Origin of the sequence: Vibrio sp. 10N.247.311.47, from assembly GCF_041467535.1 — a bacterium.
GTDB classification, from domain to species: Bacteria; Pseudomonadota; Gammaproteobacteria; order Enterobacterales; family Vibrionaceae; genus Vibrio; species Vibrio crassostreae_C.
The window spans coordinates 1-21,733 of sequence record NZ_JBFSUR010000006.1; the positions used below are offsets into that span (position 1 = coordinate 1).

The window sequence follows — 21,733 nt, forward strand, 5'->3', positions numbered from 1 at the left end:
GTATTCATAATAAGCTAACTCATGCTTGCGTAATGCGGGTTCGAGACCCAGTCGACTATTCGAGGTTTATGCTTGAAGTCCTATGTAGCGTTCATGTTTGTTATCGGTCTCTCGATAGAGGAGCCAGCGTTTAAACGAACTGCTACATAGAAAGCTTTAGTTGCAGCTAAAGCCTGGGTCTCACATTACCCGATTGGAGCGCTTATTATCCATACAAACTGTTTAAGAGTGATTCGCAACGCGTGGCATTTTTATTATGCGTTGCGTTCAGTGTTTAAGGCGGTATACGGTAGCATCGGTATTGCGTTGCTCACACCTTAACAGGGCTATAACACAAAATCAGGCTATTGCTCAAAATTGCTATTTGAACTATTATTTGTACATTAAATTGTACCATAGGGAGTTCAACATGAGCCGCATCCATTTTGATCAAGATATTCAGCCTTTGTCTGAATTTCGTGCTGGCGTGACGTCATTTATTAAACAGATTAACGAAACTCGCAGACCACTAGTTATCACACAACGTGGTAAGGGTGTTGCGGTTGTCCTTGATGTTGCAGAATATGAAGCAATGCAAGAGAAGATCGAGTTACTGGAAGAAATGCGTACTGCTGAAGCACAATTAGCTTCAGGTTTAGGTGTTTCCAATGAAGACGCTCGTGCTCAAGTATTGGGGCGCATTAAGAAATGAAAGTAGTCTGGTCACCACTAGCATTACAAAAGTTAGGTGATGCAGCCGAGTTTATTTCACTGGATAATCCAGTGGCGGCAGAAAACTGGGTTAATGAGGTTTTTGATAAAACTGATTTACTCTCAAGTATGCCTGACATGGGGCGAATGGTTCCTGAGCTGCCTCATACCAATTACCGTGAAATTTTGTTTGGTCACTATCGCATCATATATAGCCTTAGCCATGAAATTCGCGTCCTCACAGTACGAAATTGTCGTCAGATACTAACGGAAAGTGACGTGTAGCAATTGTGTTATAACAAGCAATTTAAGAGTGATTCACAACGCTTGGCATTTTTCTTCTACTTCAAATTTAGTGTTTATGGCACAATGCTTTAGGTTGGGTGGAGGCGTTGTTCACCCCTTAATTGGGCTAGTTGCCCAGAGGAAGTAATCAATCCATTGGGAACTTTTGTTTCTGGTGGAGTACGCGCATAATTCGGATAATGTCGCCTTCGATCCAATAGGAGACGATCATTGAAATCTCAGGAATTATAAGTAATTGCCCACGAATGCCGTCTCTCTGTACACCCATTAGAGGCTGCTCAAGCAAGTTTTCTACTTTTGTTTCAATGAGGTTGTCAGCGTTTTCTGCCGCATCAGGGTTGAAGTCATAGATAAACTCAAAGATCCTTTCACGATCATTGAGTGATTCTTCTTCCCATAAAATCATTGCTTACCTCGATTACGTATTCTGGCTTTGCGTTCTTCCATTCGAGATTTAGCAGTTTGGTGTTCAACGAAAACGGATTCTCCTGAGTCAAACTTCTCAAATGCTAGGTTTACTTGTTCAGTTAGCCATGCATCGTGAGATAATGTCTGTCTTTGTTGCTCAGCGAGTTGCTCAGTAAGCTCACGGCAAGCACCACTCAGTGTGCGACCTTGGCTCTCAGCCATCTGTTGAGCTAGGCGTTTTGTTTCTTCATCAACACGAAATTGAATTCTAGTGTCCATGATGTATTCCTTTATTGGTGTGTGTACAAATGTTAGCACTCACCTTTGAGATGGGCAACTGACAAGCTACTATGGCGCCAATAACTAACTTTTGGTGCTATGTTTCATCGCACATAGTCCCATATCTCATCAACCATTGCAGAACGTTAAATGATAGGTCACCACAATCTGTAGAGGAAAGTGCATTGAAGTTAACCAATAAACTCGTACGTTACCCGCACATTGATGTTGATCGTGCGTTTGAAAAAGAAGCTGAATTATTGCAGCAAATTCAGGCGGGTGAGATTGGGCAAGCCTTAATGTTGTGGCAAGCAAAAGCGCCGACACTTGTTTTGCCCGCAGGTAAAAAGTGGCCTGTGACCGTAGAGTCTAGAAAACAACTCGCGGCACAAGGTTGGCAACTCACCTCACGTAAAACAGGCGGCGCTCCCGTTCCCCAACTGCCGGGGATCATTAACTTATCGCACATTTACCATTGGCCTCGTGATGAAGCCTACAACATCCAAAAAGCGTATCTACATCTGTGCAATGTCTTAACCCTGTTTTTTAAAGAACTGGGCATCGATGTGGATGTACACGCGACTCCCGGTTCTTATTGTGATGGTGACTACAACCTCAATATCAATAAACAAAAAATAGTGGGCACGGCGCAGCGTGTTTTGCTTAAACAAGGGGGCGGCCAAATCGTACTTTCGCAAGCTTGTATCTTGTTGGATGTCGACCTAGAGAACATCGTTGCACCCGTAAATTTTTATAATCAAGTTTGTGGCAATCCAACCGTGGTGGACGCGCAAGTTCATACTCCGTTGTCCGCACATCTGACAACTCTACCCAACGTAGACTCACTCTTTCAGCAGTTAAGCCAAGCTTTCATCAAGCATGCGTGATACCAACCTTTCGTTAACGCCAAACTAATTTGCCGATGGTAGAACGATTTCAATACTATGTGTCGATGAGAACGAATGGGTTGAACTTGAGGCGGTGAGAACTTTATAATGTTACTTGTAACATAATAAAGAGTTCAAATAGTTATGACAGAACAGCAGAAGAAAACTCGAACCACACTTCAAGATGTTGCAGACAAAGTGGGGGTCACAAAGATGACCGTCTCTCGTTACATGCGCAATCCCGATTCAGTCGCAGCCAAAACTCGCGTTAAAATTGCAGCGGTTATTGAAGAGATGGGATACATCGAAAACAAAGCGCCAGCTATGCTCTCTAAATCGTCGAGTAAAGCGATCGGTATCTTGCTCCCTTCGTTATCAAACCAAATCTTTGCCGCGTTTGTTCAAGGTATCGAAACGGTTACTAAAGAGAATGGCTACGAGACGTTGCTTGCTCACTTTAGCTATGATGCTGTGGAAGAAGAGGAAAAGATTGCTTCTCTGCTTTCGTATCAAGTTGATGGGTTGATATTGACGGAAAGCCACCACACCCCCCGCACGTTACAGATGATCAAGAATTCAGGTGTTTCTGTTGTTGAAACGATGGAACTCCCAACCAATCCGATCGATATGGTTGTTGGCTTGGACCATATTGATGCTTCTTACCATGTCGTGAAGCGAATGATTGAAGCTGGTAAACGCTCTATTGCTTACTTTGGCGCTCGATTGGATGCGCGAACCAAGTTGCGTTTGCAAGGCTATGACAAAGCGATGTATGAGGCTGGATTAGAGCCTAAACACGTGTTGACTGAACAGCACTCTAACTTCTCTTTGGCTGAAGATCTGCTTGATCGCGCTCTTGCGGATTACCCAGATCTAGATGGCGTGTTCTGCACCAATGATGACATCGCGATAGGTACCTTGCTCATTGCCCAGCAACGTGGAATCCAAGTGCCGCAACAGCTATCTGTGGTGGGCTATAACGCGTTAGATATCGGTCAAACCATACGCCCAAAACTGACTAGCGTGGATACGCCACGTTATGAAATAGGTAAGAAAAGTGCCGAGCTACTGCTTGCCCGATTGAAAGGTGAGCCAGTCACGGAAACGGTAGTGGATATGGGCTATCGCATCACGGATGGCGAAAGCGTTTAACCAAGTATCGTGGAAACTGAAAGGGGCATCGAAATGATGCCCCTTTTGCTTTTACATTTAAGCGATGACACAGTTAGACGATAAAACTCGCCCCTTGTTCTGCACTCGAAACGCTTTGGCGCATCACGCTAAATAGGTTGCGCCCCATGGTTTGCTGGTTAGCGTCTACCTCAAACACCTTCGCTTGGCGAGACTGCATGTCGTTGAGGTTATTGAGTTCGCCACTCGCGCAATCTAAGCGCAGGATATCGCCTTCGCGAACAAGCCCAATAGTTCCTCCTCGAATGGCCTCTGGTGAGACATGAATCGCGGATGGGATCTTTCCTGAGGCTCCAGAAAGGCGCCCATCAGTAACCAGAGCCACTTTAAACCCTTGTTTCTGAACATTACCTAGAATCGGCATAAGCTTGTGCAGTTCAGGCATACCGTTCGCAGCTGGTCCATTATTTATCACCACAACAATGCAATCTTTGTTGAGCTCACCTCGTTGATACGCAGCTTCTACCTTATGTTGGCAATCAAAAACTGCCGCGGGTGCTTCTATTACACGTTGCTCTTCTGCAACCGCTGACACTTTAATCACTGCGTTGCCAAGGTTCCCTGAAAGGACTCGCGTTCCGCCTGTGCTTTGGAATACCTGTTCTTGGCCTGCAATTACCTCTGCATCTGCCGACTGTTTGCACTTTTTCCACGTTAGCTTTCCATTTTCAAGCTCTGGAATACTCATTTGATCTTCAAACGAGCCAAAGGTAGGTGTGACATCTCGGTGCAGTAAGTTGGCTTGATCTAAACGGCGTAGCAGCGCGGGAACTCCGCCTGCCGTTTGGAACGCATTCATATCTGCTGGACCGTTGGGATAAACTCGAGCAAGTAAAGGCACTACATCGGATAGATCGCTGATGTCTTGCCAAGTCAGAATAAATCCTGCTGCGCGTGCTACTGCGACCATGTGAATGCTGTGGTTAGTGCTGCCACCTGATGCGAGTAGGGCAACAATGCCATTGATTAAGCTTTTAGCGGTAAAGACTTCAGAAAGTGGGCGGAAGTTTGCGGCTTGTGGTGTCATTGAAGCAATTTCAATGGCGGCATGCTGAGTGAGTGATGCGCGCAATTCAGAGTCAGGGTGAATAAACGCTGAGCCCGGAAGCATCAGCCCCATCGCTTCAAATACCAGCTGATTGGTATTGGCTGTGCCGTAAAAAGTGCAGGTGCCCGCTGAGTGATAAGCGTTGCACTCCATATCCAGTAAGGCACTTTTTCCTACCTTACCAGCCGCGTATTCTTGGCGAATATGTACTTTCTCATCATTGCTGATGCCCGTTGCCATCAAGCCCGCCGGAACAAAAGCGGTGGGTAGATGTGCAAAAGAGAGCGCGCCCATCAGTTGTCCTGGAGCTATCTTGTCGCAAATACCAAGTAATAGGGTTGAATCAAACACGTTGTGACTCAGTGAAAGAACGGTCGATTGAGCAATCAAGTCCCTTGAAAACAAAGACATATCCATGCCTGGTTGGCCTTGAGTTACCCCATCGCACATCGCGGGAACACAGCCCGCTACTTGAGAGGTGTGGCCGAACTTAGCTAACGCCTTTTTGATCTGATCTGGATAGTGTTGATACGGCTGGTGAGCGCTTAACATATCGTTGTAAGAGCTGATTAACGCCACATTGGATTTAGTGAGATCAAGAATCGAGCGTTTCTCATCGGAGCAAGAAGCTGCGACAGCATGAGCCAAGTTGCCGCAAGAAAGCCCTTTACCACCTTTGCCAGCAGAGGCTTGGTGTTGGGTTCGGTTTAGAAACGCTTCATGAGTCTCTTTGCTTCGTTCAATTAATCGTTGAGTCACCGCTTGGATGGTTGGAAGGGTCATGCTGTTTCTGCCTCATCAGTCATTGAAAGCACAATGGCAGCACAGTCCACAACGTCATCAATATCGCCATCAATGCTGATGACAACCGTATCTGGCTCGTGATCGGGTCTTTCTAATGTTTCGAACTGGCTTTTAATCATGTTCTCTTTCATGAAGTGGCCTTGGCGCTGACGCATTCGATGCAAGATCAGGTCAATGTTGCCATCTAAAAAGAGAAAGGTGAGGTTTTTGTTCCCTTCGCGAATTTGGTCGCGGTACTTCTTCTTCAACGCAGAACACACAATAATGCCGTGCTCATTTTTACTTTCTAGGCTGTACGCTGCATCACGAACGCGTTCCAGCCATGGAATGCGATCATCATCATTAAGAGGTTGGCCTGACGCCATTTTTTGAATGTTTGCTCGAGGATGAAGGTCGTCACCATCAATGAACTTACGCCCAAGTTTTTTTGCCAACTGCTCGCCTATCGTGCTTTTCCCACAAGCACTGACACCCATGACGATGACACTACTACCAGCCATAACTCAATCCTCTTAACAAATTTGCGCGTGATCTCAATTTTGAACATCGCTTGTAAATATGGCTTTATCTTATAATCGTTACCGGTAACATGTTACCGGTAACTTAAGGAAGTGTGATGAAGGACACAAAACAACAATTCACAACAATTCACAACAATTGTGATTGTTTTTGCATCCTACTGACGGAAAATTAGTCACATCTCACTATATTCGCGTTTAAAAATCACTGGAAAGAGATCTTTGGGGGATAAAATGGCCAACGATTACCGCGCAATTGCGAAATCTGTTGTTGAGCATCTTGGGGGCAAGACAAATGTGGCTGCCCTAACACACTGTATGACTCGACTACGATTCGTTTTACACAGCCAAGATGGCGTCGATATTAACAAGCTAAAAGCACTGAAAGGTGTGATGGGTGTTGTTGATAATGGAGACAAAGTACAAGTTATCATTGGTAACGAGGTATCGTATGCATACAAAGAAGTGATGGCGCTTTGTGAGCTATCCACTGTATCTGAGTCAGAGGTTCCTGCTAAAAAAGAGAAGCTAACGGCTAAGTCAATTGGTGCGAAAATGTTGGACGCACTGGTTGGTACCATGTCGCCTCTTATCCCAGCAATCATTGGCGCTTCAATGGTCAAACTGCTCGCCATGGTACTTGAGATGCTGGGCTGGGTTGAGCCAAATGCACCTACCTTGATTATCTTGAAAGCGATTGGCGATGGCGCCTTCTTCTTCCTACCGGTTATGGTTGCCGCTTCCGCATCGATCAAATTCAAGACCAATATGTCTCTTTCCATTGCGATTGCCGGTGTCTTAATCCACCCGAACTTTATGGAATTGATGGCGCAAGCAGCAGAAGGCAAGCACGTTGATTTCTTCGGTATCCCAATCACGTCAGTGAAATATACCTACACGGTTATTCCTGTACTTGTGATGACTTGGGCTCTTTCTTACATAGAACGTTGGGTAGATAGCATTACCCCTGCTGTGACTAAAAACTTCCTGAAACCTATGCTTATCGTATTGATTGCAGCTCCGGTTGCTATCGTACTTATCGGTCCATTTGGTATTTGGGTTGGTACTGCACTTTCAGCGCTTGTTTACACAATTCATGACACATTAGGTTGGTTGTCGGTTGCTATCATGGGCGCACTGTGGCCTCTACTTGTTCTTACTGGTATGCACCGTGTATTTACTCCAACGATTATTCAAACCATTGCTGAGACGGGTCGTGAAGGTATGGTTATGCCTTCAGAAATCGGTGCCAACCTCGGTATGGGTGGTGCGTGTCTGGCTGTTGCTTACAAAACCAAAAACAGCGCACTAAAGCAGACATCATTAGCCGCAGGTGCTTCAGCTATCTTCGCCGGTATCTCTGAGCCTGCATTGTACGGCGTGCTTGTTCGTCTGAAACGTCCACTTATCGCAACAATGATTACTGGTTTTATCGTAGGTGCATTAGCGGGCATGGGTGGCCTTGCGAGTCACTCGATGGCAGCACCAAGCTTGTTTACGAGTGTTCAGTTCTTCGATGTGAATGACCCAATGAGTATCGTTTGGGTGTTCGGTCTGATCGCATTGTCTATTGTTCTGTCATTTGTTCTAACCCTAGTTTTAGGCTTTGAAGATGTTCCAGAAGATGATGCCGATGAGAAAGCAACTTCAGAGTCAGCAAACAAAGAAGCTGGTAAGGCAGAAGACAAGCCGACAGTAGTGTCCGCGTCTTAATTAGAATTGATTAATTTATTCAGTCACCTTACTTCAGCGTAAGGTGACTTTTATTGTTTCCGAGGTATTCGATGTCAAACATTCAATTTCCCGAAGATTTCTTATGGGGCGGCGCTATTGCTGCAAACCAGTCTGAAGGTGCTCACTTAGCGGGTGGTAAAGGCCTAACAACCGTAGATATGATCCCTTATGGTGAGAACCGCATGCCAATTAAGCTTGGTCAGGTTGATAAGGTGACGCTCAGCGAAGACGAGTTCTACCCAAGCCATAACGCGATAGACTTTTATCACCGTTACAAAGAAGACATCGCCTTGCTGGCAGAGATGGGATTTAAAGTCTTCCGCGTATCCATCGCTTGGAGCCGAATCTTTCCAAAAGGTGACGAGCTAGAGCCGAACCAAGCTGGCTTAGATTTTTACCGTGATGTTTTTGAAGAGTGTAAGAAATACGGTATTGAGCCGCTCGTTACCTTGTGCCATTTCGATGTGCCTATGCACTTGGTCAACGAGTATGGTTCGTGGCGTAATCGTAAGATGATTGAGTTCTTTAGCCGTTACGCGAGAACCTGTTTCGAAAACTACAAAGGCTTGGTGAAATACTGGTTAACTTTCAACGAAATCAATATTTTACTAGCGAGCCCGTTTTCTGGTGCTGGATTGTTGTTTCAGGAAGGCGAAAATCACGATCAAGTGAAGTACCAAGCAGCTCACCATGAGCTAGTAGCAAGCGCTTTGGTAACCAAGATTGCCCATGAAGTTGATGAGCAAAACCAAGTGGGTTGTATGCTGGCGGGCGGTAACTTCTATCCATATTCATGTAAGCCAGAAGATGTGCTGATGGCTATGGAAAAAGACCGCGAGAACCTGTTCTTTATCGATGTTCAATCGCGTGGTTACTACCCATCTTATGCTCAAAAAGTGTTTGATAACAAAGGTGTGGTGCTTGAAACACAAGAAGAAGATTTCGAGATTCTGAAAAATACTGTCGATTTCATTTCTTTCAGTTATTACGCTTCACGCTGTGCTTCCGCTGATATGAATGCAGGAAATACGAGTGCAGCGAACGTCGTTAAGTCCATCAAAAACCCTCATCTTCCAGCAAGTGATTGGGGCTGGGTCATTGACCCTACAGGTCTTCGAATTACGATGAACACACTCTATGACCGTTACCAGAAACCACTTTTCTTGGTAGAAAATGGCTTAGGTGCTCGTGATACCTTGGATGACAATGGAGAAGTGAACGATGATTACCGCATTGATTACCTTCGTCAGCACATTGTTGCGATGCATGAAGCAATGGAAGACGGTGTACCATTGATGGGTTACACACCTTGGGGTTGTATCGATCTTGTTGCGGCGTCGACCGGAGAGATGAGCAAGCGCTATGGGTTTATCTACGTGGACAGAGACAACCTAGGCAATGGTACGTTAAATCGTATTCCTAAAAAGTCATTCCACTGGTACAAAAAAGTGATCGCAAGCAACGGCAGCGACTTGGCTTAATTTGTCTGTTTGATAATGAGAGAAATGAACAATGAAAACAATTGAACAGCGACTCAGAGATATTCGCATCGTTCCGGTGATCGCCATTAATGACGTTGCTCAGGCTGTGCCGCTTGCGAAAGTACTGGTTGAAAATGGCTTGCCTTGTGCTGAAGTGACATTTCGTACAGAAGCGGCAGCTGAGTCGATTCGTTTGATGCGTGAAGCTTACCCTGAGTTACTGATTGGCGCAGGTACTGTGCTGACTACAGAGCAGGTGGATACTGCCATTAATGCGGGTGTTGATTTCATTGTCAGCCCAGGTTTGAATCCAACCACAGTCAAATACTGTCAGCAAAGAGGGGTTACGATTGTTCCTGGAGTGAGTAACCCAAGCTTGGTTGAACAAGCAATGGAAATGGGGCTTAAGACACTAAAGTTCTTCCCTGCCGAGCCATCTGGCGGTGTCGCAATGTTGAAAGCGTTGACGGCTGTTTACCCGGTTAACTTTATGCCTACAGGCGGTGTAAGCCCAGCGAACGTTGAGTCTTACTTAGCACTGAAATCAGTCGTTGCCTGCGGTGGAACTTGGATGGTACCGACAGACAAAATGGACAAGGGTGATTGGGATGGAATCGCAGAATTAGTCCGAGCGGTCGGCTCCAGATAGTTCGATAGAGAGCGACATAACTAGAAAATGAAAGGGCCAGCTGACACTGGCCCTTTTTGTGGCTGCTTCAAACGATGTAGAGGTTACTCGTTACCAAGCAAAGGTTTTAATGACGTTTTGCTTAGTGATTGGGTTATGCGCGATGTCTTGATTTATCTTATCAAGAAACGGCTTACGAGCCTGAGGCAACATGCCACGCATTGGTGAGATGTTATTGCCGTGGTCACCCCAGTAGTAGCAATCGAAATCTTCTAGGTTTTCGAGCAAGTATTTTTCTTCTTCCAGAATCTGCAATGGCGTTGGTAAAACAAACTCGCCACGGTTTACTTCTTTTTCCAATACCGATCCCGGTTGCACGGCTAAAGCCATTGGTGCAATCGCATCCGGCTGCATGATGTTCAACAAGCTGGTGGTATTAATCGCATGCTCTATAGAACGCTCTTTGCCGCCAAGGCCAAAGATAAATGAAGCCAGCACCTTGATGTCTGCTTCACGGGCTAGGTTCATTCCTTCAATCGCATGCTCACGCGTCATGCGCTTTTGAATGCGTTCAAGCAAAATTGGGTCACCTGACTCCAAGCCTGAATAGGCCATGCTTAAACCTGCCGACTTAATCTCTTTCAGTTCAGACAAGCTCTTACGACGGAAGTCATTGAACCCTGAATACAGAGAAATGTTCTTGATCTCTGGGAAGGTGATCTTGATGTAATCCAGAATCGAAATCAGCATCTCGGTTCTAATCGCCATCACGTTACCATCGACTAAAAAGATAGACTCTACATGCGAGTAGATCTTTCTCGCCGCGTCAATATCTTCAAAGATGTCTTTGATGTCTCTTACTTTGAAACGCTTATCATCAAACATCGTGCAGAAGGTACATTGGTTATTACTGCACCCCAATGTTGTCTGGATGAGTACGCTCTCTGCTTCCATCCAAGGACGATAAACTTTACCTTCAAAACGCATAAATGCTCCTCAGCCGTAGCCTGTGTTGTTTCGACGAGGGCAAGTTTAGCAATCTGCATCTTGGGTGATAATTGGGCAAAGCGGGGAATCAGTATTAAAGAAATTTTAATAATCGAAAGAGCGCGCAGTTCTTTGTCTGTATAGATAGAACTGCGGCTTGGATTGTGTGTGTGGTGGTGGGGGGAGTGTTAGTGGTCGTTCTTTACTAATGAATGATCAATGCGCAACGCACAGCTTTTCTTCGAGTAATTGATCAAGCACTGTCACCAGCTTGTGGTTCTTAGTGTTGTCTAATGCGTCGGCGTGCGGGTCTTTGAACAACCCAGAATCATTATCAAAATATTTACCGGAAGCGTTGGCAAACTCATCACTGAGAGCAGCACGACAAAGAATATCGGCTCCAATCGCCAGATCGTTTCCATCAACGCCATAAGCATCTTTCACCAATTTACTGCCAAGGAAAGAGGCTGGGTTTACAGGGATAATTGCGGTGCCCTTGTCTAAAAGAGTATTGGCTAATTCGATGGACCACATCGTTAGCGCCAGTTTACTTTGCGCGTAAACCGGACCATCAAGTTCACCCGCATTCGGGCTGATTAATGCATCTAAATCTACGGGGGCTTGGGCTGCTGAAGATAGATTGACGATACGACCTGTCGCATCAAAAAGAGGAAGCAGCTTTTTTGTCAGTAGATACGGCGCAATGGTGTTTACGACAAAACGCACATCAAGATTGTCTGGAGTGGTGATGTCCGACACCTTATACACACCTGCGTTGTTAATGAGTATATCGAGTCGTTTGTGATCGCTTTTGATTTGGGTTGCGAGCGCCTCAACTTCAGAGAGCGTCGATAGGTCTGCGATGTAGCTTTCGATGATTGCATTCTTAGACAGGCGAGACAGAGCGGTCACGACTTTATTGACCTTAGCTGGGTTGCGGCCATGAATTAGAACATGGTGCCCTTGCTGCGTTAGTGCTTTTGCGGTCTCTAAACCAATGCCATCCGTGGCACCTGTGATCAGAATTATTTTTTGCATATTCCGTCCTTCAAAAAATAGTTTGAACAACGTTATAACAAAGATTAATGACACATAGTTGCATTTGGCTCACAAGCTGAAGACTCAAATGTGAGTCTATGGGGCAAATAATGACCATTTTAACACTTGGTGGTTAACCGTTGGCGTTTAACGATTAAGTAAGACAATGGGTCAGTTTGTGACTGACCCAAATTAAGAGAAGTGACCGAGTTATTTGATGTTAAGAGAAGTGACCGAGTTATTTGATGTCTTGAACGTTCATAACCAGAGTTTCCCAGTTACGTTGGTTTTCCATATCGTGCTCTAGGCCTTGCTCATCGGCAATTTGGAAGCGCTTAACCGCAGGGGTTTTGCTCGTAGCTTGATACAACCAATAAGCTTTCGCTTTGAGTGCTTCGGCTTCGTCAGCATCAAAGTCTCTTGCCCTTGAACATTCACAGTACCGAAGTCAAAAGTGACGGTAAGAATTCCATCCTCGGCTTGAGCTTTAAACGTTGTATAACCTTGATATACCATTTCCATATTCCTTCTGAGAGATTTCATTTCAGCCTATTCAGTGTGAATGCGACCTAAATTCAGGCTAGCGAGAAATGTTCGAACCAACAATTAACCATTAAACGAAACACTATTAACGAATTATTAAGAGTGTTGGCGCGTTTGATAATTTCAATTTATTCAGTGTCTTAGATGGATATTTTAACGTTGAAGGTATCTTGCTAATTCGATTGTCAACGAAATCTAAAAACTCATTCCTTGTCTGGCGCTCTTATCCTTTTCATTTAGCTTCGTATACTGCTCAACTAGGTAATTAGCCCCAAGGTACAGACAAGAGTGAACCGACTTATGCAGATGAGATCCGCGACTTTGAAAACCATTATTGAGAAAACGCTGCCACTGACGCTGGGTGTGTTTGCGATCATGATGGTTCAATTGGTCGATTCGATCTTTATTGGTCAGCTAGGGGTGAATGAATTGGCGGTTCACGGTATCACCTTGCCATTTCAAGCAGCGTTTACCGGGGTTCAAGTGGGCATCGGTGTGGCGGCAACGTCCATTATTTCTCAAGCGGTAGGGGCAAAAGAGCAACGTAAATCTACTTCAATTGCGACGCTGTCGGTTGGATTTGGAGTGTTGGTGATTGCTTTGATCTGCATAGGGCTGATTGTTTTTAGCGATTCTGTTTTTGCGTCGTTTGTGAATGATGTCTCTGACGCTCAATACCAATCCATGCTGTCTATTTTTAATGTGTACTGGCCACTGTGGTTGTTCAGTACATTGATGGTGGCGGTGCTTTATCTGGCCACCTGCGTTTATCGTGCCAATGGCGATACCAAAACAACCGGAAGCATGTTCTTGGCTGCTAGCGTGATTAACCTAATTCTCGACCCTATTCTGATCTTTGGATTGGATATGGGCATCGCAGGGGCGGCGATCGCATCGAGCATTGGCTACGCTTTCGGCGCAATCTACATGCTAATCAAGTCTCGCGGCAAAGGTTGGTTTGGCTTCAATGGCGCGTGCAGTAACCGAATCAAAGGCTACAGTTTTGAGTTATTCAAGACGGTAATGCCAACCACTGCGAATCAGATATTACCTGCGGTCAGCGCGTTCTTCTCAATGCTATTGATTGCGAGAATCGGAACCGATGAGATGGCTTTTTGGAGCTTACTCGCCCGTGTTGAAAGTTTTATGCTGGTGTTTTCTCTTGCTCTGACCATGTCTATCCCGCCTATGATTGGTCGTTACCTAGGGGCGCAGCAGCGATGCAAAATCCCTGAGCTATTGAATACAACAGCGAAGTTCTTATTGGTTTTTCACACCGTGATGGCAGCATTGCTGGCGCTGTTTAGTGGCTGGATTATTCCTGTTATCTCGGAAGAACAAAGCATACGCAGCTGGTTTGAAGTGACCTTGTTATTTATACCGTTCAGCTATGGGCCGCTTGGGCTGTGCATGTTGGTTGCTTCGGTCTTTAATGCCTTGGGTGTGCCTCGCAAAGCTTTGAATGTCTCTTTCTTACGCTTGTTTGTTTTCTACATTCCCGCTTTATGGCTTGGCTCGATAACCGGAGACATGATCAACGCGGTTATTGCGGCGACAGTCGCCAATGTTTTAGCGGGCGCTTTTGCATGGTTTAAGCTTAATGCCTATATTAAAACTCACATTATTCCCCGTGCCGCTGCGGCCAATAAGCAGCGTGTACTCAGCGCAGGCTAGCCATTATTGATGAACATTGAACATCTAAAATTGTTTGTGCGACTCGCGTCTACGCACAATATAGGTCAAGCAGGACAAGAGCTTGGGTTGTCACCTCCGGTAGCCAGTATTCATATCGGAAAACTCGAAGAGAGCCTAGGTGCTATCCGCGTCGATCACGGTGAAGCGGTAAGGGATGTATGTGTCGATGGCTTGGGCATTGCCATGTGCGCGAGTTGGATAGCATACAAGCAGCTCGCGGAAGGTTCGCTGGTTGAGGTGTTGCCGGATTACCCTTTAAAGGATGAGGCGGCTATCTGGGCGGTATACCCGAGTGCTCAGTTACTTGCACCAAAGGTGCGCGTATTTATCGATTACTTTGTTCAATATTATGGTTCACCTTCTTATTGGGATTGCGACGTAAACGGGCAAACTCAGTAATCTATCAGCTTCAACAAATTATCAGTTTTATTAAGCTCTCAGTCTCAGTAATAGAGCAAACGCAGTAGCGTTCAAGAAGCACTTATTGAGAACAAATAAGAAAGCCCCGACCAAAAGGTAGGGGCTTGTTTTATGTTCTTTATAGAACGTTTTTTCTAGCTAACTGTTGTTGTTTTTACTTAGTGTTTCCGGCGTTTAATGAGCGTGTACCGCTGAATCTTGGTATAGCTCTGCATCAACTTCTTCGCCTTTTTTTGGACGCGGTACAATCTCAAAAGAGGTGTCAGCTTCTGTCAATGAAGACAGCAGTTTGTTAAGTGATGTCTTATCACCTTTCACGCCTGCTTGTCCGTCTTCTAACAGTTTTCCAAGGCTTGTTTTCTTAAGCACGATGTCAGACACGTCAGACTTATTGATGATCAGTGTTGTATCGGCGTCTTGCAGCTCGTTCACTTGAATGTTGTTCAGGTTACCGTTAGACATTTCAACGTAGTAAAACTCTTTCACATCAGGCAGCTGAATATTCAACGTAAATGGTGTTTCTTGTGCCTTTAGCGAGTCCACTTTAACTGCTAAGTAATCTAACAAGTTCTCAATGGTCATGTTAGCCAACACATCCGGAGATGCAGTCTTTGGTGCGCCCGGTTGTGTTCCAATGCGAAGCTCTTGAGCGCCGGTTAGGTAGATGTTTCTCCAACCTGCACCTTCTGATTGATAACCCAACTGCTCGTATGTATCTGCCAATAAGCCACGTGCAACTTTGTTCTCTGGCTCAGCTTGAATCACCTTATTCAGTGCTGTTGCAACGAAGCGGTATTCACCTTCTTGGAAGTCTTGCTGTGCTTTTTCAATCACAGCGTCGCTGCCGCCCATGTACTCAACAAACTTCACTGACTCTGGCTTGATTGGTAATGGGTTTAGGTTAGCTGGGTTCATGTCGAAGTAACCAAGGTACATGTTGTACACAGCGCGAGCGTTGTGAGAGTAAGTACCGTGGTAACCGTTGGTGTGCCAAGACTGTTGAATACTGTCTGGCATTACCTTGTAAATCTCGTCCCCGATGTCTTGTAGAACCACACCGTTATTGGCTAAGCGAAGCGTTTGGTTATGAGTAAAACCGTAAGCGTCACGCTGCATTTTTAGGTAATCAGAGATCTCTTGTTCGCCCCAGATTGGCGCTGAGTGAGACGCAAACAGCACCTCAGTATCTTCACCCCAAGTGACTAACATCTCGTTGATCTTCTTAGACCATTTCAAGCCGTCACGTACTTTAGCGCCACGCAGCGTGTACAGGTTATGCATGCCTTGGTAAGTCAGCTCGCCAGTCCAAAGTGCTTTCATGCTTGGAATATACGTCACCATTTCAGAGGCCGCTTCGGTACCTGAAGCATCCATGAATTGCATTTCTAGGCCGTCAATAACCAGAGTTTCAATCTCTTCGTTATGGTTCAGCTCGTAGTCTGGCAGTACGTAAGTAATGCTACCGGTTGATAGGCCTTTCGACAGTGCAGCATCAACAATACCGTGCTCGTGTCGGTTCAGGGTTGCACCATACTGATAAGCGGTACGACGAGACATTGCATTACCCGCCAATACGTTTTCGTCGACGATCTCTTTAGTAATGTTTTTCGAACCGTACACTTTTACATCTGGGTATGCGTCTTTGATTGCTCTTGCGCCACCAAAGTGATCAGCGTGCGAGTGAGAGTAAATCATAGCAACGACGGGCAGTTCGCCGCCATCAGGCACATTGCTCTTGAAGAATTTGAGTGATTTAGCGGCCGCTTCTTTGGTAAGAAGAACGTCGTAAGCGATCCAACCGTTGTCACTACGAATGAAAGAGATAGACGCTAAGTCAGCACCTCGAACTTGGTAAACTTTACCCGGAACAACTTCATATAAACCTTCCGCCGCTTGGTTCAATACCGCTTGGCGCCACAGTGAAGGGTTTACTGAATCTGGTGCTTGGTCTGCATTCGTCACACTTGGGTCGATAAAGTTAAAGCTATTGCGAATGATGTCGCCCGTCTCTTGGTCGAAGCTAGCAATAAGACCCTTGTTGTTATTGTCGAAAGCGCGAGTGTCGGCAAAGTTAAGTGTTTTTGCGAACTCTTGGTTTGCCTTAGTCGTCATCTCGGTTGCGCTTTTGCCACCTTGGTCGCCAATTTCGCTGAAGTGTGCGTGGTCATGGTTAGCTGCAACTGCAGGGAATGCGAGCGAGATAGCTAGGAACAGTGATGCATTTTTGAACGTGCGTGAAGTCGTCATAAGAGCCTCTTCATTTCAGAATTTTGTTTCGTTGAGGCGATTATAGGAATAAGACATATAGCAAAAAATAAAGTAAGCTTTATTTAATACATCACGATTGGCTATGTATTGAGTCATGCAATGGTTGGGGAACGAAGGCGAATCCTGACCTATGATTGATTAAGACCACATTGACAGGGAGAGTAACGGTGAGCGACGTGGAAAAGTTGGATTTAAATCTATTGAGCGTGTTCTTAGAAGTGTATCGATTAAAGTCGATCACGCTTGCATCAGAATCGCTTGGTATGACTCAGCCTGGGGTTAGCGGGGCATTGAAGCGATTGCAATCTCAGCTTGATACCGACCTGTTTATTCGTGAAGGGCGTGGGATTATTCCGACTAACGCTGCGGTGCAATTGGCAGACCGAGTAGAGCCTGCTCTAGAAGGGATAAGCAGCGCAGTAAGCACTTTAAAGACATTTGATAATCAGCAGCATCATGTGTTTCGTATCCTGGTGAATGAGATTGGATTAACCAAGCTTCAACCTCTCGTCGAGCAAGATGAGACGTTGGGCAATATCTCGATTGAATTCAATATGGTGCCGAACAACGAAGAAGAATTATTGCAAGGCTTGAGCATGCAACAAGCTGATTTAGCGATTGATATCCATTACCCGCAAGTTAACGGCTACATGAAGCAGCCGATGATTGAAGATGAGTTGGTGCTGATAGCTCGAAAGGGGCATCCGAGAATCAATGGCTCTGTGACGCAAGAGCAATATTACAACGAAAAGCATGTTACTTTTAGAATGCGTCGAACCCGTTTATACACGGCAGATTATTTTACCAAGTCGCCACTGAAACAGAGAAAAGTGAGTGCCGAGTGTGACTCGCTGATGACCATGTGTGTGCTGGTATCGGGCTCAGATTGTGTCGGCAGTACATCGCGTGATTTTGCCAATCAATTTTCCGAATCCTTCCAGCTTCAAGTCCTTGATCAGCCGTTTGAAATCTTACCGATGCAGCAATACATGATTTGGCATAAAAGAACCGATTTGAACCCTGCTCATCAGTGGCTGAGAAACAAGATTCAGCAATATATGGCTGATTAACGAGCCGCTCTTGCTGCTCGTTTCTGTTTGGCGCTCTCTATCATCTTAGAAGGCGTCATTCCTGTCACCAACATGGTGCCGGTGATAACCAGAATTGAACCAACAATCGTATTGATGCCAATTGCTTCATCTAAGAATAAGTTACCCCATAGAATACCAAATACCGGAATGATGAAGGTCACGGACAGGGCTGAAGGTGCGCCGAGTTCAGAGACGAGATTGAAGTAAAGTAGATACGCTAACCCAGTACATACCGCGCCTAATAAGACAACCGATGTAGTGATCGTAACGTCGGGTGTTTCTCTTATCGGAATAAAGAATACAAACGGCAAAACCAGCAATACCGCAGTCCACATGCTGCCATGAGCATTGTTGAATGCCTCAACTTTAGGGGCTTGTTTGGTATAGTTTGACGCTATTCCGTAGCTAAAGGCCGCCATCACTGCTGCAAAGATAGGAAGCATAGCCTCACGGCCAATGTTCATCGCATCCCAACCGACTAACACGCCAACTCCTGTTACCCCAATCCCAAGTCCCAATAGAACTTTCGCCTCGAGTGCTGTTTTGGTCCATATTGCACCAATGATTGCCGCCCATATTGGCGCGGTAGAGTTCAAGATGGCGAGTGTCGAGGCGTTAAGTGTCTGCGCGGCATAAGCGAAAAGCAAAAAAGGAAGTGTGGTGTTAAACAGGCCGAGAATGAAGAAGTGTTTTGCGTGATCATGAAAAGAGAGCTTCTTTTTTAAATAGAAAGAAACTAAAAGCAGAGTAAGTGCCGCAAACAGAACTCGCGCTTCAATTAAGACTGCGGGCCCTAATGGATTGGCGGCCATTCTCATGAAAAGAAACGAGCCTCCCCATATAGCCGCAAGTAGTATCAGTTTTAAAAAGCTCACAGTTTGAATCTCAGATTGTGTAAAACCTGACTATGGAGGAAAGATAACTATTACACAAACATAGATGCCAATACTGTGCAGTTATGGACATAAAATCGAGCCCGTTAATCAGGAACAATTTCGATGAATTTCGTTCTGTTTATTGTTCCTTATTTGATGAGTAATCTAGTGTTAGACATCAAACTTAGGCAAACAAAATGAAGATTGAACACATCGCAATTTGGACCAAACAACTCGAAGTACTGAAGCGATTTTATGAAGATTATTTCGGCGCGACATTGAACTCAAAATATCACAACCCAACTAAAGGGTTTTCTTCATACTTCCTCTCGTTTGATACGGGAAGTCGTTTAGAGATTATGGAAATGGACTCTGTCCCTGAATCGAAAGACGACATCTATGACCAGTTCACAGGCTTCATTCACATGGCGATATCATTAGGTTCGGAACAGGCGGTCGATCAACTGACTCAACACTTGGTCGAAGACGGCTATGAGCGCTTAGATGGCCCAAGAAGAACAGGCGATGGCTATTATGAGAGCTGTGTACTCGATCCGGATGGTAATCGTTTGGAACTTACCGTTTAATGTAGAGACTTAATTGAGTTACTCATCTACTAACGGAACTGAGGTATGACAATGATGAAGCTTGCTGTGACTTTCCTTTTTAGTCTTGGGCTTATGGGATGTGCTACCTCAGAACCGGTGTATGAGCAGGAGGCGGACTCAAAGCCTGAACCATCACAACCCATAGGTTACCTCGGTTTTAAAGCTCACCAAGAGTGGGCGATTCAATTCAATGATTGCACGGTCTACGATTTAATCGGTGCACAACCTTACCAGTGGTTTGATCGCACTTCAGCCTCTGTGAGCTGTTATACGTTTAAGCCAAACGATGCCATCGAGCCTTTATCTGTCTATGCCGACGCAAACTTCGACAGCAATAAGCTAGCCCCGATTAACCTATTTCAAGAGTTGCAGGTATCAGAGTCTGGCTGGGGCAAGTTTCCTGCCGTCTATGAGACCAACGGTACCAATTGGCTGAAAGTCAAAGAGGGTTGGATTCACCTCACACTAGCCGATCAGACACTCGTTCAGTTCTACCCTGGCACTCAAGACCAATCTGGCAAATCACTGCATGATCAGTATTTTGAACAGCATTGATCGTAATGCTGACTGTTGATTAGTCTTTAGATCGATCAAAAAAGATCTTTTAACTGTTGCTGAAACCGGTTTCAATCTGTATCTTTGCTTTTATTGAAATCGATTTCAGAGTTGTAATTGCAGCCCAAATTCTGATCTTTTTCACGAATAACTTGTAGTGAGTAATGGTATGAACAACGAATTTTCGAACGATTTTTTATGGGGCGGTGCAGTAGCAGCGCATCAACTAGAAGGCGGCTGGGATGCGAATGGTAAAGGTGTCAGTGTTGTTGATGTATTAACAGCGGGCGCTCATGGTGTACAACGTCGAATCACCGATGGCGTGATTGATGGCGAAAACTATCCTAACCAAGTCGCAGTGGATTTCTACCATCGCTACAAAGAAGACATTAAGTTATTCGCTGAGATGGGCTTTAAGTGTTTCCGTACCAGTATCGCGTGGACGCGTATCTTCCCAAATGGCGATGAAGCTGAACCGTGTGAAGCGGGTTTAGCGTTTTACGATGATCTGTTTGACGAGCTGTTGAAATACGACATTCAGCCTGTGGTAACACTGAGCCACTTTGAAATGCCTTACCATCTAGCTAAGGAATATGGCGGCTGGATGAACCGCAAAGTGATCGACTTCTTCGTTAAGTATTCAACTGCAGTGATGGAACGATACCAACACAAAGTGAAATACTGGATGACGTTTAACGAGATCAACAACCAGATGAACACCTCGGCAGATATTTTCGGTTGGTTATGCTCAGGCGTGAAGTTTCCACAATGCGAAAAGCCGCAAGAGGCGATGTATCAAGCGGTTCACCATCAGTTTGTTGCAAGTGCTTTGGTGGTTAAGAAAGGTCACGAGATCAATCCAGATCTTCAAATCGGCGCAATGTGTGCGATGGTGCCTTTCTATCCACGTTCTTCTAAACCGGAAGACATTATGGTGGCACAACAAGCGATGCGTGACCGTTACTTCTTCTCAGATGTGATGGTTCGCGGTCATTACCCAAATTACGCTAAGCGTGATTGGGCAATCAAAGGCTTCAACATTGAGATGCAGCCAGAAGATGAGCAGATCCTAAAAGAAGGTAAGGCTGATTACTTAGGCTTTAGCTACTACATGTCGAATACCTTGGATTCTTCTTCGCATCAGTCAACCGAAGAAGCGATGGACGGCGGTCATGAGAACTCGGTCGATAACCCGTTCATCCAGTCTAGCGATTGGGGCTGGCCAATTGATCCAACGGGTTTGCGTTTCTGTTTAGCGTCTCTGTATGAACGTTATGAAGTGCCATTGTTCATCGTTGAGAACGGTTTTGGCGCTGTTGATACCATTGAAGAAGATGGCAGCATTAATGACGACTACCGTATCGCTTACCTTGGGGATCACATCAAAGAGATGAAAAAAGCCGTTGCGATTGATGGTGTTGATTTGATGGGTTACACCCCTTGGGGATGTATCGACTTAGTGTCGTTCACCACCGGTGAGATGAAAAAACGTTACGGATTCATTTACGTAGATAAGCACAACGATCAATCTGGCTCACTAGAACGCAAACGCAAGAAGTCGTTCGAGTGGTATAAAGGTGTGATTGCATCTAACGGTGCCACTATTTAGAATGCATTCCCCAGCGCAGTTATGTGAACTGTGAGCTGTCATTTTGCAATGAATTAGTCGGCCTATGTCG

General features: G+C 45.3%; 21 protein-coding genes and 1 pseudogene. 13 read left to right on the forward strand and 9 right to left on the reverse strand.

What is annotated here, in order from left to right; all coding sequences use genetic code 11:
- The first annotated feature begins 409 nt into the window (after positions 1 to 409).
- Together AB6E51_RS05800 and AB6E51_RS05805 are read left to right on the forward strand one after the other, a co-directional pair.
- Positions 410 to 691, forward strand: a complete 282-nt coding sequence (locus tag AB6E51_RS05800; protein ID WP_011080399.1) for a type II toxin-antitoxin system Phd/YefM family antitoxin — start codon at positions 410 to 412, stop codon at positions 689 to 691.
- Positions 688 to 975 carry a type II toxin-antitoxin system RelE/ParE family toxin gene (locus AB6E51_RS05805; RefSeq protein ID WP_017064044.1) on the forward strand — a complete coding sequence of 96 codons (288 nt, stop codon included), beginning with the start codon at positions 688 to 690 and terminating at the stop codon, positions 973 to 975. The genes AB6E51_RS05800 and AB6E51_RS05805 overlap by 4 nt, the downstream gene beginning before the upstream one ends.
- A gap of 148 nt (positions 976 to 1,123) precedes the next feature.
- Here AB6E51_RS05805 and AB6E51_RS05810 read toward each other — a convergent pair whose 3' ends face one another.
- Together AB6E51_RS05810 and AB6E51_RS05815 are read right to left on the reverse strand one after the other, a co-directional pair.
- A complete protein-coding gene (locus AB6E51_RS05810; protein ID WP_017064043.1) occupies positions 1,124 to 1,402 on the reverse strand; it encodes a type II toxin-antitoxin system mRNA interferase toxin, RelE/StbE family in 279 nt (92 codons plus the stop codon).
- Complete coding sequence (locus AB6E51_RS05815) at positions 1,399 to 1,683, reverse strand: hypothetical protein (protein WP_017059448.1); 285 nt, start codon at positions 1,681 to 1,683, stop codon at positions 1,399 to 1,401. Before AB6E51_RS05815 ends, AB6E51_RS05810 begins: the two co-directional genes overlap by 4 nt.
- Positions 1,684 to 1,868: 185 nt before the next feature.
- Between AB6E51_RS05815 and AB6E51_RS05820 the strand changes: the two genes are divergently transcribed.
- Entirely contained in the window at positions 1,869 to 2,570 is a 702-nt protein-coding gene (locus tag AB6E51_RS05820) for a lipoyl protein ligase domain-containing protein (protein WP_017059449.1), read from the forward strand.
- A gap of 144 nt (positions 2,571 to 2,714) precedes the next feature.
- Positions 2,715 to 3,722: a LacI family DNA-binding transcriptional regulator gene (locus AB6E51_RS05825; protein WP_017059450.1), complete on the forward strand. Its 1,008-nt coding sequence runs from the start codon at positions 2,715 to 2,717 to the stop codon at positions 3,720 to 3,722.
- Between the two features lie 73 nt (positions 3,723 to 3,795).
- Here the strand turns inward: AB6E51_RS05825 and edd are convergent, their stop codons facing one another.
- A complete protein-coding gene (gene edd / locus AB6E51_RS05830) occupies positions 3,796 to 5,592 on the reverse strand; it encodes a phosphogluconate dehydratase (protein WP_372057883.1) in 1,797 nt (598 codons plus the stop codon).
- Complete coding sequence (locus AB6E51_RS05835) at positions 5,589 to 6,113, reverse strand: gluconokinase (protein ID WP_017059452.1); 525 nt, start codon at positions 6,111 to 6,113, stop codon at positions 5,589 to 5,591. Before AB6E51_RS05835 ends, edd begins: the two co-directional genes overlap by 4 nt.
- Before the next feature lie 252 nt (positions 6,114 to 6,365).
- On the opposite strand from AB6E51_RS05835, the gene ascF reads away from it, so the two are divergent.
- The 3 genes from ascF to AB6E51_RS05850 all read left to right on the forward strand — a co-directional run bounded on the left by ascF (position 6,366) and on the right by AB6E51_RS05850 (position 9,995).
- On the forward strand, positions 6,366 to 7,844 hold the full coding sequence (gene ascF / locus AB6E51_RS05840) for a PTS cellobiose/arbutin/salicin transporter subunit IIBC (RefSeq protein WP_017064040.1): 1,479 nt from the start codon (positions 6,366 to 6,368) through the stop codon (positions 7,842 to 7,844).
- Positions 7,845 to 7,915: 71 nt separating this feature from the next.
- Positions 7,916 to 9,346, forward strand: a complete 1,431-nt coding sequence (gene ascB, locus AB6E51_RS05845) for a 6-phospho-beta-glucosidase (protein WP_017059454.1) — start codon at positions 7,916 to 7,918, stop codon at positions 9,344 to 9,346.
- Positions 9,347 to 9,377: 31 nt separating this feature from the next.
- On the forward strand, positions 9,378 to 9,995 hold the full coding sequence (locus tag AB6E51_RS05850) for a bifunctional 4-hydroxy-2-oxoglutarate aldolase/2-dehydro-3-deoxy-phosphogluconate aldolase (RefSeq protein WP_065583747.1): 618 nt from the start codon (positions 9,378 to 9,380) through the stop codon (positions 9,993 to 9,995).
- Positions 9,996 to 10,085: 90 nt separating this feature from the next.
- On the opposite strand, the gene AB6E51_RS05855 is transcribed toward AB6E51_RS05850, so the two are convergent.
- The 3 genes and pseudogenes from AB6E51_RS05855 to AB6E51_RS05865 form a co-directional block, all read right to left on the reverse strand.
- On the reverse strand, positions 10,086 to 10,961 hold the full coding sequence (locus AB6E51_RS05855) for a radical SAM protein (protein WP_372057881.1): 876 nt from the start codon (positions 10,959 to 10,961) through the stop codon (positions 10,086 to 10,088).
- 216 nt (positions 10,962 to 11,177) lie between these two features.
- A complete protein-coding gene (locus AB6E51_RS05860) occupies positions 11,178 to 11,999 on the reverse strand; it encodes an SDR family NAD(P)-dependent oxidoreductase (protein ID WP_372057879.1) in 822 nt (273 codons plus the stop codon).
- A 238-nt stretch (positions 12,000 to 12,237) separates the two neighbouring features.
- Positions 12,238 to 12,396 (reverse strand): annotated as a pseudogene (locus AB6E51_RS05865) (enoyl-CoA hydratase/isomerase family protein); the annotation flags it as partial.
- Positions 12,397 to 12,842: 446 nt separating this feature from the next.
- On the opposite strand from AB6E51_RS05865, the gene AB6E51_RS05870 reads away from it, so the two are divergent.
- Together AB6E51_RS05870 and AB6E51_RS05875 are read left to right on the forward strand one after the other, a co-directional pair.
- Positions 12,843 to 14,216, forward strand: a complete 1,374-nt coding sequence (locus AB6E51_RS05870) for an MATE family efflux transporter (protein ID WP_372057877.1) — start codon at positions 12,843 to 12,845, stop codon at positions 14,214 to 14,216.
- Positions 14,217 to 14,225: 9 nt separating this feature from the next.
- Positions 14,226 to 14,636 carry a LysR family transcriptional regulator gene (locus AB6E51_RS05875; protein WP_017059460.1) on the forward strand — a complete coding sequence of 137 codons (411 nt, stop codon included), beginning with the start codon at positions 14,226 to 14,228 and terminating at the stop codon, positions 14,634 to 14,636.
- 195 nt (positions 14,637 to 14,831) lie between these two features.
- Here the strand turns inward: AB6E51_RS05875 and AB6E51_RS05880 are convergent, their stop codons facing one another.
- A complete protein-coding gene (locus tag AB6E51_RS05880) occupies positions 14,832 to 16,904 on the reverse strand; it encodes an alkyl/aryl-sulfatase (protein ID WP_372057875.1) in 2,073 nt (690 codons plus the stop codon).
- Between the two features lie 188 nt (positions 16,905 to 17,092).
- Between AB6E51_RS05880 and AB6E51_RS05885 the strand changes: the two genes are divergently transcribed.
- Entirely contained in the window at positions 17,093 to 17,995 is a 903-nt protein-coding gene (locus tag AB6E51_RS05885; RefSeq protein WP_017059462.1) for a LysR family transcriptional regulator, read from the forward strand.
- Here AB6E51_RS05885 and AB6E51_RS05890 read toward each other — a convergent pair.
- Positions 17,992 to 18,891: a DMT family transporter gene (locus AB6E51_RS05890; RefSeq protein ID WP_372057873.1), complete on the reverse strand. Its 900-nt coding sequence runs from the start codon at positions 18,889 to 18,891 to the stop codon at positions 17,992 to 17,994. The genes AB6E51_RS05885 and AB6E51_RS05890 overlap by 4 nt on opposite strands.
- A gap of 197 nt (positions 18,892 to 19,088) precedes the next feature.
- Here AB6E51_RS05890 and AB6E51_RS05895 point away from each other — a divergent pair, with 197 nt between their 5' ends.
- From AB6E51_RS05895 to AB6E51_RS05905, 3 genes are all read left to right on the forward strand, one after another.
- On the forward strand, positions 19,089 to 19,478 hold the full coding sequence (locus AB6E51_RS05895) for a VOC family protein (RefSeq protein WP_017064032.1): 390 nt from the start codon (positions 19,089 to 19,091) through the stop codon (positions 19,476 to 19,478).
- 51 nt (positions 19,479 to 19,529) lie between these two features.
- Entirely contained in the window at positions 19,530 to 20,054 is a 525-nt protein-coding gene (locus AB6E51_RS05900; protein WP_029235182.1) for a hypothetical protein, read from the forward strand.
- A 169-nt stretch (positions 20,055 to 20,223) separates the two neighbouring features.
- Entirely contained in the window at positions 20,224 to 21,663 is a 1,440-nt protein-coding gene (locus tag AB6E51_RS05905) for a 6-phospho-beta-glucosidase (RefSeq protein WP_372057872.1), read from the forward strand.
- The last annotated feature ends 70 nt before the right edge of the window (positions 21,664 to 21,733 follow it).